The organism is Actinoplanes sp. 13 (genome assembly GCF_056134165.1).
This window is the reverse complement of sequence record NZ_JBVYOQ010000002.1, coordinates 690,564-703,055: the sequence shown is the minus strand read 5'-3', so window position 1 is coordinate 703,055 and position 12,492 is coordinate 690,564. Positions and strand designations below refer to the sequence as shown.

Here is a 12,492-nt window from a genome sequence, read left to right as displayed (position 1 = left end):
GGACATGACAACTCGCATCGCGATCAACGGATTCGGCCGCATCGGGCGCAACGTGCTGCGGGCCGCGGTGGACCACTCCGACCTGGAGATCGTCGCCGTCAACGACCTGGCCGACCCGCGGACCCTCGCCCACCTGCTCCGCTACGACAGCACCCTGGGCCGGTTCGCCGGCCGGGTCGAGGCGCACGACGACCACCTGCTGATCGACGGCCGCCGGGTCGACGTGACCTCGACGCGGGAGCCGGCGCAGCTGCCGTGGAAAGACCTCGGCGTCGACGTCGCGCTGGAGTCGACCGGCCGGTTCACCGCCGCCGCGGACGCCCGCGCCCACCTGGCCGCCGGCGCCCGCAAGGTCCTGGTCAGCGCGCCGTCGAAGGGCGCGGACATCACCATCGCGTACGGGCTGAACCACGGCGAATACGACCCGGACCGCCACGAAGTGGTGTCCAACGCCTCCTGCACCACGAACGGGCTGGCGCCGGTCGCCTCGGTGCTGGACGACCTGGCCGGCATCGAACACGGGTCGATGACGACCATTCACGCGTACACCCAGGAGCAGAACCTGCAGGACGCCCCGCACCGCGACCTGCGCCGGGCCCGCGCCGCCGCGCTGAACATCGCGCCCACCACCACCGGCGCCGCCACCGCGATCGGCGCCGTGCTCCCCCGGCTGGAAGGCCGGCTGCGCGGGTACTCGGTGCGGGTCCCGGTCCCGGTCGGCTCGCTGGTCGAGCTGAACGCGGTGGTCCGCCGCCCGGTCACGGTCGAGGAGGTGAACAGCGCGTTCGAGGCGGCCGCCGCCGGCCCGCTGCGCGGCGTCCTGGAGTTCTCCACCGACCCGCTGGTCTCCAGCGACATCACCGGCAACCCGGCGTCGTCCATCTTCGACTCGCTGCTGACCACCGTGCAGGGCCCGCTTGTCAAGGCCGTGGCCTGGTACGACAACGAATGGGGCTTCGCCGGCCGGGTGGTCGACACGCTGAGCCTGATCGGGCGCGGCTGACCGGCGGCCGGGCCCTATGCTGTGCCGATGGCGGTCACTCTCGCGGATGTGGCCCGGCTCGCCGGGGTCTCCCCGGCAACTGTCTCCCGCGTGATCAACGACAGCTCGAAACGGGTGAACGAGGATCTGCGTGAGCGGGTCCTCGCCGCGGTCGCGCAGCTCCACTACGTGCCCAACGCGCACGCCCAGCACGTGGCGCGGCCCCGCAAGTCGGCCGTCGGGGTGATCGTGCACGACGTCTCCGACCCGTACTTCGCGGAGATCACCCGCGGCCTGCAACGCCAGGCGGGCGCCCACGACCGGCTCCTGGTGATCTGCAACAGCTACCGGGAGCCGGAACGCGAGCTGGCGTACGTCGCGCTGTTGCGCGCCCAGCAGGTGCACGCGCTGATCCTGGCCGGCTCCGGCTACCACGACGACACGTTCACCGAGCGGCTCAACGCCGAGCTGGGGGCGTACCAGCAGGCCGGCGGCCGGGTCGCGGTGATCGGCCGGCACCGGCTGGTGGGCAGCGCCGTGCTGCCGGCCAACGAGGACGGCGCGCACGAACTGGGCCTGCGCCTCTTCGGCCTCGGCCACCGCCGCGTCGCGATCATCGCCGGCCCGCGCCGGCTCACCACCACCACCGACCGGCTCACCGGTTTCCGCCGCGCCGCCGAGGAGTGCGGCGTCGAGCTGCCGCCCGCGCGCATCATCTACACCGACTTCACCCGCGACGGCGGCGCGACGGCGGCCGGGGCGCTGCTCGACGCCGAGCCCGGCCTCACCGCGCTGGTCGCCCTCAACGACTCGATGGCCGTCGGCGCGCAGGCCACGCTGCGCGAGCGGGGCGTGCGGGTCCCGGACGACGTGTCGGTCACCGGTTTCGACGACATGCCGATCGCCCGGGACGTGACGCCGTCGCTCACGACGGTCAAGCTGCCGTTGGTGGCGATGGGCGAGCGGGCGATGGCGCTGGCGCTGGGCCACGACGACGGCCCGCACACCGAGCCCGCCCCGGCGACGGTCATCTGGCGCGAGAGCTGCGCGGCGCCCGCACTCTGAGATCCCCCGCGCTGCAGCGTTGCGTGGGGACTTGGGGTGCGTAGCGCACCCCAAGTTCACACGCTGCTGGTGGCGGGGTTGAGCTGGAGCGCGCTCCAGGTCATAGCGTCGGGGCCGGCGCCGACGTGCGGCGCGGATTCGGGGGTCGCCGTGGAGTACACCCGCCTGGGCCGGACCGGGCTCGAGGTCAGCAGGTTGTGTCTGGGGACGATGACGTTCGGCCGGGAGATCGGCGAGGCGGAGAGCCATCAGCTGATGGACCGGTTCACCGAGGCCGGTGGCACGTTCATCGACACCGCGGACGCCTACAGCGAGGGCCGGTCCGAGGAAATCGTCGGCAGCTGGCTGAAGGGCCACCCACGGCAGGACGTGGTGGTCGCCTCCAAGGCCCGGTTCGGCAGTGGCCGGAACCGCCGGGGCCTGAGCCGCAAACACCTTCTCGACGCGGTCGACGGCAGCCTGCGGAGGCTGGGCACCGACCACATCGACCTGTACCAGCTGCACATGTGGGACTACGGCACCCCGCTCGACGAGACGCTGCGGGCGCTGGACTCGATCGTCCGCGCCGGCAAGGTGCGTTACCTGGGGGTCAGCAACTTCAGCGGCGCCCAGCTGCAGCGCGCCGTCGACATGTGCCGCACCGCCGGCCGGGAGCCGCTGGTGTCGCTGCAGCCGCTCTACAACCTGCTGGACCGCGAGGCGGAGTGGGAGCTGGTGCCGGTGTGCCGCGAGGAGGGTGTGGGCATCGTGCCGTACAGCCCGTTGCGGGGTGGCTGGCTCACCGGCAAGTTCCGGCGCGGGGCACCGCCGGCCGACGCCGGCACCCGGATCGCGGCGACGAACCGCTCCGGTGAGCCGGTGTGGACCGAGGCCTGGGGCAACTACGACAACGACCGCACCTGGAACGTGGTGGACACGCTGATCGCCGTCGCGGAGGAGGCCGGCACCACCCCGGCCCGGACGGCGCTCAACTGGCTGCTGCACCGTCCCGGCGTCACCGCGCCGATCATCGGCGCCCGGACGACGCGGCAGCTCGACGACAACCTCGGCGCCGTCGGCGTCACGCTGGATCCGGAGCAGCGGGCCCGCCTGGACCGGGTGAGCGAGAAGCCGAAGCCGTACCCGTACCAGTTGCTGGCCGATCTGCACGACGTCTGAGCGCCGAGCGAGCCCCGGCACGCCCGGAGGGTTAGGGTCGCGGGGAACCGCACCCGCCGACCACGAGGACCGCGATGACCCGGATGGACGACGACGTCACGCTCGACGCGGCCCTGGACCCGCTGGTCCTCGCCCTGGACATCGGCTCCACCGCCACCCGGGGCGGCGTGCACGACGCGACCGGCCGGCGGGTCCACGGGCTCCAGCACAAGGTGCCGCACGCCTTCACGGTGGCGCCGGACGGCACCTCGATCATCGACCCGGACCAGGTCACCGCGGAGGTCGAGCAGCTCCTCGACGCGCTGACCCGCGACCCGCGGCTGGGCACCCGCATCGCCGGCGTCGCGATGGACACCTTCGCCGCCTCGCTGATCGCGGTGGACGCGGCCGGCCGTGCGCTCACCCCGTGCCTCACCTACGCCGACTCGCGCAGCGCCGACGCGGTCACGGCGCTGCGCGAGGAGCTCGACGAGCACGCGGTGCAGCAGCGCACCGGCACCCGCCTGCACACGAGTTATCACGCCCCACGCCTGCGCTGGCTGGCCGCCACCCAGCCGCGCGTCGTGGCCGCGGCCGCCGCCTGGTGGTCGCTGGGCGAATACGTGCTGGCCAGGCTGGCCGGGCACCCGCTCGCCGGGACGTCCACGGTGGCGTGGACCGGCCTGCTAGACCGGCACACCGGCGAACTCGACGCCGAACTGCTCGCCGCCGCGGGCGCCGGCCCCGAGCACTTCTCCGCACCGCGGGACATGACCGACCCGGCGCCGCCGGCGGCCCCGGCACACCGGCCCGCCCTCGCCCGGGCCCTCTGGTTCCCGGTCATCACCGACGGATTCGCCAGCAACATCGGGTCCGGTGCGACCGACGCCACGGTGCTCACCGCGGCGACAGCCACCAGCGGTGCGCTGCGGGTGCTGCTCGACGGGCCCGCCGACCCGCTGCCGTTCGGGCTGTGGAACTACCGGGTCGACGCGCGGCGCACGCTGCTCGGCGGGGCGATCAACGACGTCGGTCGCGCGGTCAGCTGGGCGCAGAGCACATTGCTCCTCGGCCCGGACCCGGCGGCCGTCCTCACCGCGCCGCCGAGCGACGCCACCCCGCTCGTGCTGCCGTACCTCACCGGTGAACGCGCGCCGGGCTGGGTCGGCGGGGCCCGCGCCGTGTTCGGCGGGGTGTCCACGGCCACCGGCGCCGACGCCCTGTTCCGCGGGATCGTCGAGGGCGTGGCCATGACGTACGCCCGGGTCGCCGACGAGCTGCACCCGGCCGCCCCGCAGGTGCTGGAGGTCGCGGCGGCCGGCCGGGTCAGCAACGACCAGCCGCAGTGGCTCCAGATCCTCGCGGACGTGCTCGGCCGTCCCGTCACCCACGTCACCCGGCGGCGGGCCACCCAGCGCGGCACGGCGCTGCTCGCGCTCGACGTGCTGGCGCCGGACGTGCCCCGCGCGCCCCGGGGCACCGGAGCGACGTACGAGCCACGGCCCGCGCACGTCGAGCACTACGCGGAGCGGCGCGCCCGGTTCGCCGAGGTGTACGACGCGCTCGTCCGCGGCTGAGGGAAGGGGTCAGCCGGCCCGGTGGATGTGGGTTATCACCTGGTTGGTCAGGTAGCCCCAGTAATCGGCGTTCGCCCGGCACGCGGCGCGGGTCTGGCACACGCGTCTGTCGCCCGCCGCGTACGCGTGGAAGGCCGCGTACTTCGCGTCGGCCCGCGCGGCGGACAGCGTGCCCGGCTTGATGAACCGGATGTGGTAACCCTGGTACGCGGTGAGGCTGTGCGGGAGCGCGTACCGGCGCTGTGCCTCCTCGGCGATCAGGCCGGCCACCCGATGGTCCTCGTGGTCACCGGCATCGAACGGGTGCGTGAAGTCCAGCGTGTTGATCTCGCGCGGCCGGTACAGGTCCATCATCCCGGTGACCGTGCCGGTGATCGACTCCCGGGTGTACACCTGCTTGCCGTCGACGGTCCCGATGGTTCCGCTGGTGCCGTTCCCCTGCCAGACGGTCCGCAGCCGGGCCTGGAACGGCGCTCCGTACTTGTCCGGGATGCGCATGAACAGGAGCGTGATGCCGGTGCCGGTGAGGGTGGCGCGGTGCACGGCGGCGCCGCGGACACGCAGCGTGTCCTCGGTCCACTTGTTGCGCTTGCCCGCCATCTGGGCGTAGGCGGCCATCGCGCCACGCTCGCGCCCCCGCCAGTACGTGTAGCCCCGGCCGGCGTCGCCGGCGGTGACGAAGACGGTGGTGACGCACCTGCGGGCGGTGATGTCGTCGCTGATCGCCGGATTGATGAACAGCAGGTCGTCGTCCTGGTGCGCGACGATGTTCATGGTGCGACCGCACCGTGCGGTGGACGACGGCGTGGCCGTCGTGGCCGCCACCGGCGCGACGAGCACCGTCGAGGAGGCGCAGACCAGCGCGGTGGAGGCGACAGCAGCGGCCCCGAGGGTACGCGTGACCCAGCCGGCGAGGCGGGATCTGAGATGGACGGTCATGCGGCTCCTCCTCGCTCGGCGATGTGGTCGCCAGGTGCCACGCCGCGCCCACCGGTATGAGACTGGCCGGTGCGGGGCGCACCTGTGGAGCGCCGGCGGAGTGGCCGGGTTGCACCCGTGCTTTTGACCCGAGCACCGCATGTCCGCACCGGGCGTCGTCGGAAACAGCCGAGAACTGCCCTCCGCCACCCTTGCCGAACAGCACCTCCCCCGGCGCGTCACCGGACGTCTGCCTGGTCGAGGTGCACCCGCTCGCCGTCGTGGTCCAGGATGGCGATCACCTCGGCCGGCCCGCCCCGTGCCCCGAAGGTGTGCGGGATCATGGTGCTGAACGCCGCCGCCTGTCCCTCCGTCACGACGATCGTCCGCTCCCCCAGCACCAGCTCGACCGTCCCGGACAGCACCGTGAACCAGTCCCGGCCGGGGTGCACCCGCAGCGCCTCCGGATCGCGCGACGCCGGCCGGGTAAGCCGCACCCGGGACACCGTCATGCCCTTCTGCCCGGGGTCGTGGCTGAGCACCCACGTGGTGATCCCGCGCTCCGGATGGTGATGCGGCTTGATCACCACCTCCTCGCCTCCGGTCTCGACGAGGTGGTCGAGGCTGACCCCGAGCGCGCGGGCGATCGCGGTCAACTGGTCGAGCCCGATCCGCCGGTGCCCGGTCTCGATCCGGCTCAGCGTCGACGGGCTCAGGTAGCACCGTCCCGCCAGGTCGTCGAGCGACCAGCCCTTGGCGATCCGCAGCGCCCGGATCCGGGCCCGCACCAGTCCGTCGATCTCAGCGTCTTGCGTCATACGCAATACACTATGCCTCCGGCGCAATCGGTGCCTACAGTCGGGCCATGGCTCACGCACACCACCACGGAACCGCCCCGTCATCCGCTCACGGCATCGCCCACCAGGAGATCCTCGATCTTGACGCCGAGGTGGCGGCGCCCCGGCTCGCCGAGCTGATCGTGCGGGCCGCCGGCCTGGCCAGCGACCCGGTGCGGCACGTCATCGACGTGGGCAGCGGCACCGGCACCGGCACGTTCGCGCTGCTCCGGCACTTCCCCGAGGCGACCGCCACCGCCCTGGACACCTCCGACGAGATGCTGCGCCACCTGCGGGAGAGCGCCGGCCGCCACGGCCTCGCCGACCGGATCCGCCCGCTGCGCGCCGACCTCGACGAGGGCTGGCCGGCGACCGGCCCCGCCGACCTCGTCTGGGCCTCGTCGTCCCTGCACCACATGGCCCATCCCGACCGGGTGCTCCGCGACATCCGCGCCGCCCTGCACCCCGGCGGCGTCCTCGTGGTCCTCGAGATGGAGCACCTGCCCCGCTTCCTGCCCGGGGACCTGGGAGCCGGCTTCGGCGAGCCCGGCCTGGAGGACCGCCTGCACGCCGTCACCGAGCAGGCCCGCAACGAGCACCTGCCGCACATGGGCGCCGACTGGCCCGCCCTGCTGGGCGCGGCCGGCTTCACCGTGCGCGAGGCCCGCACCCTCGACGTCGACCTCTCGGCGCCGTTACCGGCCCCCGCCCTGCGGTACGCCCGGGCCACCCTCGAACGCTTCGCCGCCGGCATGGCCGACCGCCTCGCCGCGGACGACCGCGCCGCGCTGGACCGGCTGCTGGCCGCCGAGGGGACGGCCGCCCTGGAGCAGCACCCCGGCCTGACCGTCCGCAGCTCCCGCGACGTCTGGCTCTGCACCGCCGCGTGATGAGGCCACGGCCGGCCGGGTCCGGCGGGCTCGCGCGGGGGCCGTGAAAGGCCCGGCGGGCGGGTCAGCCCCCGACCGGCGCCGACTCCGCCACCCGCTCCTGGACCGCGGCCTTGATCCGGTCGGCCTGGATCCGGCTCTTCACCCCGGTGACCGCCTGCACCTTGTAACGGCTCAGCCGCCCGGTCGTCCGCAGATGCTCGTCGAGCTGCTCGCCGTAGACCTCGAGCACCTCCTCGTCGGACGGCCCCCGCCCGGCGTGCGGGCGCGGCAGCAGGTGCTGCCACGGCTCGCCGCCCGGGCCGGCCTGCCCGCCGAGCACCAGCAGATAGTCCGTGATGAACCGCTGGATCGTCGCCTCGTCCAGCCGCGGCGCGCTCGGCGTCAACAGTTCGGCCAGCTCCCGCGCGTCCCGCGGCTCGCCGTGGCCGAGTTCCTCGACGAGCGCGTCGCGCAGGTCCTCCAGCGCGACCAGCCAGGCGTGCGAGCCGGGCGCGGCGGTCGCCGGAGCGGGAAGCAGATCACGCCAGGGGTACGCCGACTCGACGTGCTCCCCGCCCAGCTCCCGCACGTAGTCGTTCACGAACGCCCGCACCACTCCCTCACCGAGCTCGGAGACCCGCGGTGCGAGGGCCCGGGCCAGTTCGGTGACCCGCAGGTACGTCATGTCCGGCAGGTCCTCGGGGCTGATCTCGGCGGCGACCAGGCGGCTCAGCCGCTCCACGGCGAGCCGCCACCACGGCGAGCCCACGATGGTGACCGCGGGCCGGGCCCCGGTCCCGGTCGACGCCCAGGCGGGGACCGCCGGCGCCGGCGACACCGGAACAACCGGATCCACCTCGGCCGCTGGCGTCGGCGCCGGCGCCTGCGGTGCCGGGGAAGCGCTGAGCTCGGCCTCGACCGGCCGGGTCACCGCGTCCACTTCCGCGGCGGACGGTCGGCGCTGAGCCGGCACTTCCAGCATGGCGTCCCGCATCCCGTCGACCGCCACCTCATCGGCGAACCGGTGTGAGCCGTTCACCGGACCGTCGACGGTGGGGACAGGCGGCACGAACCGCACCGGCTGAACCGCCGGAGCCTGCCGCGGAGCCTCCACCGGGTCCGCGACCGGAACCGGCGGTGCCGCCGGGACGGACGACGGCGCCGGGACCGGGGACGGCGCGGCAACCGGCTGCGGCGCGGGAGCTCGCAACGCCTCCCGGTCGATCACCGGCAGGCCGGAACCGCCCGGAACCAGCAGATCCATCACCCGCTGGATCCGGGCCAGCTGCTCGACGACGTCCTCGACCACCGGCTCCCCGGCGGTCCGCGCGTCCTTCAGCAGCCGGGACCGCCACCACGACTGCGGCCAGCGGCCACCGCTGACCCGGTGATGGTTCACCACCATCCGGCGCACCTGGCGGTCGGCCGCCATCCGGACCAGGTCCGGGTCGTCGTCCGGGATCAGCCAGCCCCACCGCTCGGCGAGCCGGCGCGGGCTGTAGGCGAACCGGCCCCGCCGCACCCGCTGTCCCGCCGCGGTGAGCGCCGCCCACCACATCAGGAAGATCACGCAGGGCACCGCCAGGCGCAGCAGCTTCTCGGTGCCGGTGACGGCGTTGCTGGCCACGATGATGCCGGAGAGGGCGGCGATCAGCGCGGCGATGTAGAGCATCGGCCCGGGGTGGCCCGGCGTGACGATCCCGCCGTCCGGCCCGTACACAGTGGTGCGCCGGTACTGTTCCGCCGCCAGCGACGTCGCGGTCAGGAAGCAGATCTCGAACACCGCGAAGACCAGCACCGCGAACACCGGCGGCAGCCGCAGCTGGTCGATCGCGATCACCCACATGCCCTCGGCGTTGAGCAGCAGGGCCAGGTTCATGCTGAAGGCGAGCGCGATCGGGCGCAGCGGTTTGCGCGACCGTTTCGCCCAGACGAACAGCCCGGCCAGCGCCAGCACGCCGAGCAGCCCGGCGCCGAGCAGCACCAGTGCCGCGTAGTCGCGCCAGAAATCCGCGATCAGGTCGTTGTACTGCTTCACGCGGTGACGCCTTTCGTATCGGGAAGGAGGACGCCGGGAAGGAAGGCGTCGAGCGCGAGGGCGATCAACGCGGACCGGTTGCCACCGGTGTGCTGGGCGGCCAGCCGGTCGATGACAGCGAGGTTGTCCCGGTGCGGGCGTATCGAGACCTGCACCTGGTCCTCGCGGTGCTGTCGTCTGGTCGTACGCTGCGCGAGAAAGATGCCGTCGACGGCAGCCGGCAGCGAGCCGCCCCGCGCGACCAGATCGGCAAGCTGATCGTGGGTCGCGTTGAGCGCGTCGAAGACGAGTTGCGTGTGCGAGCGGCCGGTCGACGCGGCCAGGGCCCGCAGCCGGGAGCGCAGGCTGACCGAGAGATAGACCACCACGCTGCTGCCCGCTCGAACGGCGATCGCCACCCGCGTCTCCTCTGCTGGCGTAAACCGGGACGGAGCTTTCTACCACGCCCGCATGACGCCGGAGGGAAGGCACGCGCGAGCGCGCAAGCTATCGGATAGCAATGACGGATAGCACAGCACCCCCGGCCGGCGGCCGCGCGATCGATCACCTTACGGTCGGGGAATCGACGGTGATCGAGAGTGGGGAGCGTGGTTTTGCCGGGCTGGTCGGGGTGGGTCCTCGTGTTCGCGGTGCTGGTGGCGGTCGCCTTCGGCGGCTCAGCGGTGATAGCGGGACGCGTCCGGCACAGACCGGAGCCGCTGCAGTCGCCCGAACCGGTCGAGGAGGCCGCCGAACTGGCTGCCGACGTGGAGGCGGTGCGGGCCGCCGCCGAACGCGCGGTCAGCGCCGCCGACCAGGCCCGGGACCGGGCGGAGCAGGTCGCCGGCATGCGCGACCAGGCCGAGCGCCGCTATCTGCAGGCCCGCCGGCAGGCCCGGACGGCCGCGGTCGACGAGCCGCAGCGGCTGGTGCAGCGGGCCGCGCTGGACGCCTACCGGCGCGGGGAGCTGACGGTGGCGCAGCTCAACGGGATCTGGCAGCACACCGGCGGCGGCGAGATCGCCGAGGTGCCGGACGACGACGTGCTGGTGCGGGCGGCCCGCGACGAGTACGAGCGGGTGATCGCCGAGACCGCGCACAGCCGCCGCGAGGCGCACGTCGCCGAGGTGGCCGCCGAGGTGCTCGCCGAGGAGGTCCGCATCGCCGAGCAGGACGTCATCGCGGCGGAGGAGGCGGTGCGCTCCGGCACCGGCCTGGACGGGCTGCTCGGGCCGACGGAAACGGCCCGGCCGTAGCCGGGCCGTTCCGCGATGCAGTACTTACTGGTTGAGCGAGCAGGGCGCGAGACCCTCGGCGTTCAGGTTCGGCTTGGCCGCGGCGCGGCCGATCGCGGTCTCCATCCGGTTGATCGTCGCGAACCGCTTGCTCTGCAGCGGGCCGAGGATCGCGTTCTGGACGAAGTTCGGGCCGCCCTGGCCGGCCGAGCTGGCGATCCGGTCGTTCGCCTCCTGGATCTGCTTGTCCAGCAGCGCCAGGTTCCGGTCGATCTCGGCCTGCGCGGACGCCGGGATCGCGACGTTGATGGTCACGGCCGGGCAGTTCACGGTCGCCACGGCACCGGCGTCGCCGTTACCGCCACCGGCGTTGCCGTTGCCGCCCCCGGCGTTGTTCCCGGGGGCCTCGGTGGCCTCCGGCTCCGCGGCGCCGCCACCGTTCTCGTTCAGCGAGCAGGGGGCGAGACCTTCGGCGTTCAGGTTCGGCTTCGCCGCGGCGCGGCCGATCGCGGTCTCCATCCGGTTGATCGTCGCGAACCGCTTGTCCTCCAGCGGGCCGAGGATCGCGTTCTGGATGAAGTTCGGGCCACCCTGCCCCACCGTGCTCGCGATCCGGTTGTTCGCCTCCTGGATCTGCGTCGCCAGCAGCGCCAGGTTCCGGTCGATCTCCGCCTGCGCGGACGCCGGGATCGCCACGGCGATGTTCACATCCGGACAGTTCACGGTCGGCACACCGCCGGCGTTGTTGTTCCCACCGGCGTTGCCGTTGTTGTTCTCCGGCACCTGGGCCGGCTCCGGCGCCGCGGTGCCGCCACCATTCTCGTTCAGCGAGCAGCCCGACAGCCCCTCCGCGTTCAGGTCCGGCTTGGCCGCGGCGCGGCCGATCGCGGTCTCCATCCGGTTGATCGTCGCGAACCGCTTGTCCTTCAGCGGGCCGAGGATCGCGTTCTGGACGAAGTTCGGGCCGCCCTGGCCGACCGAGCTGGCCAGGCGCGCGTTCGCCTCCTGGATCTGGGTGTTCAGCAGCGCCAGGTTCCGCTCGATCTCGGCCTTCGCCGACGCCGGGACAGCAGGCAGCTTGTCCGCAACCGATTGGCAGTTCACCGTCGGCACCCCGGAGTCCGCGGCCGCCGCCACGCCCAGTCCCACACCGGCCAGGGCCACCGCCACGCCCGCCACGCCGGCCACGCGCCAGCGCCGCACGTTCGATCCCCCAGCGTTGTTCCGGTAGCTCCGGTAGCGCTTCATGTGCGTGCCTTCCTTTTGAACCGGGTTCTCCACCGGTCCATACGGGAACGCTCCCACGGCGGATCGATCTAAAGGCAAACTTAAGAATCAACGGGCAGCGGTCTTAAGGCACACCTCTTCGACCTGCGCAAACCCCACGGTGCAGGCTTGTCGATCACCTTCCATCTCGCAACCGTCTTTCTTGTACGAGCCGGCAAAGTCCCGCGCTACACCGCGACCGATTGCCACGCAAGGCCGCCCGGCGGCCGCCGGGCTGAAGCGACGGCCCGGCCCCGGCGGTCCCGTGCCCCCGAGGCGCGCCGCCTCCCGCCCGAGGTCGCGCCGCCGTCCCGCGCCCCACGGGGACAGCACCTGTAGCCCGTCCAAGCCAACGGAGACGTGGCGACGCACGACCGACCGATTCTGATTACCTCACCCACCGAGGCCCACCCGCACCCCGACCAGTGTGTGAAGGTAAGGCTCAATACGCACCCGAACTTCACACACTCGAACTGCCGCGGCCGGGCGTGTGAAGGTGAGCCCCCGTCCGCACCTGAACTTCACACGCTCGGTTTGTGCACGAGAGCGCCGGACGGCGGGCCGCCCGGCGCTCGTGTCGTGTGCTG

Annotated in this window: 11 protein-coding genes; 6 read left to right on the top strand and 5 right to left on the bottom strand. The window is 73.1% G+C overall.

The window, feature by feature from the left end; translation table 11 throughout:
- The first annotated feature begins 4 nt into the window (after positions 1-4).
- From gap to AC0NH5_RS07675, 4 genes are all read left to right on the top strand, one after another.
- Positions 5-1,003: a type I glyceraldehyde-3-phosphate dehydrogenase gene (gene gap, locus AC0NH5_RS07690; protein WP_474401329.1), complete on the top strand. Its 999-nt coding sequence runs from the start codon at positions 5-7 to the stop codon at positions 1,001-1,003.
- 27 nt (positions 1,004-1,030) lie between these two features.
- Positions 1,031-2,047: a LacI family DNA-binding transcriptional regulator gene (locus tag AC0NH5_RS07685; RefSeq protein WP_474401327.1), complete on the top strand. Its 1,017-nt coding sequence runs from the start codon at positions 1,031-1,033 to the stop codon at positions 2,045-2,047.
- 150 nt (positions 2,048-2,197) lie between these two features.
- Positions 2,198-3,205: an aldo/keto reductase gene (locus tag AC0NH5_RS07680; RefSeq protein WP_474401325.1), complete on the top strand. Its 1,008-nt coding sequence runs from the start codon at positions 2,198-2,200 to the stop codon at positions 3,203-3,205.
- 74 nt (positions 3,206-3,279) lie between these two features.
- A complete protein-coding gene (locus AC0NH5_RS07675; RefSeq protein ID WP_474401323.1) occupies positions 3,280-4,761 on the top strand; it encodes an FGGY family carbohydrate kinase in 1,482 nt (493 codons plus the stop codon).
- Between the two features lie 9 nt (positions 4,762-4,770).
- Here AC0NH5_RS07675 and AC0NH5_RS07670 read toward each other — a convergent pair whose 3' ends face one another.
- Positions 4,771-5,700: a PIG-L family deacetylase gene (locus tag AC0NH5_RS07670; RefSeq protein WP_474401321.1), complete on the bottom strand. Its 930-nt coding sequence runs from the start codon at positions 5,698-5,700 to the stop codon at positions 4,771-4,773.
- Between the two features lie 218 nt (positions 5,701-5,918).
- Positions 5,919-6,497, bottom strand: a complete 579-nt coding sequence (locus tag AC0NH5_RS07665; protein WP_474401319.1) for a helix-turn-helix domain-containing protein — start codon at positions 6,495-6,497, stop codon at positions 5,919-5,921.
- A 47-nt stretch (positions 6,498-6,544) separates the two neighbouring features.
- Between AC0NH5_RS07665 and AC0NH5_RS07660 the strand changes: the two genes are divergently transcribed.
- Positions 6,545-7,405 carry a class I SAM-dependent methyltransferase gene (locus AC0NH5_RS07660; RefSeq protein WP_474401317.1) on the top strand — a complete coding sequence of 287 codons (861 nt, stop codon included), beginning with the start codon at positions 6,545-6,547 and terminating at the stop codon, positions 7,403-7,405.
- A 64-nt stretch (positions 7,406-7,469) separates the two neighbouring features.
- Here the strand turns inward: AC0NH5_RS07660 and AC0NH5_RS07655 are convergent, their stop codons facing one another.
- The gene (locus tag AC0NH5_RS07655) at positions 7,470-9,425 is read right to left on the bottom strand and encodes an MFS transporter (RefSeq protein WP_474401315.1); all 1,956 of its coding nucleotides are present in this window, start codon (positions 9,423-9,425) and stop codon (positions 7,470-7,472) included.
- Entirely contained in the window at positions 9,422-9,823 is a 402-nt protein-coding gene (locus tag AC0NH5_RS07650) for a hypothetical protein (protein ID WP_474401313.1), read from the bottom strand. Before AC0NH5_RS07650 ends, AC0NH5_RS07655 begins: the two co-directional genes overlap by 4 nt.
- Positions 9,824-10,003: 180 nt before the next feature.
- On the opposite strand from AC0NH5_RS07650, the gene AC0NH5_RS07645 reads away from it, so the two are divergent.
- Positions 10,004-10,660 carry a hypothetical protein gene (locus AC0NH5_RS07645; protein ID WP_474401311.1) on the top strand — a complete coding sequence of 219 codons (657 nt, stop codon included), beginning with the start codon at positions 10,004-10,006 and terminating at the stop codon, positions 10,658-10,660.
- A 24-nt stretch (positions 10,661-10,684) separates the two neighbouring features.
- Here AC0NH5_RS07645 and AC0NH5_RS07640 read toward each other — a convergent pair whose 3' ends face one another.
- Positions 10,685-11,842, bottom strand: a complete 1,158-nt coding sequence (locus AC0NH5_RS07640; RefSeq protein ID WP_474401309.1) for a hypothetical protein — start codon at positions 11,840-11,842, stop codon at positions 10,685-10,687.
- Positions 11,843-12,492: the final 650 nt, after the last annotated feature.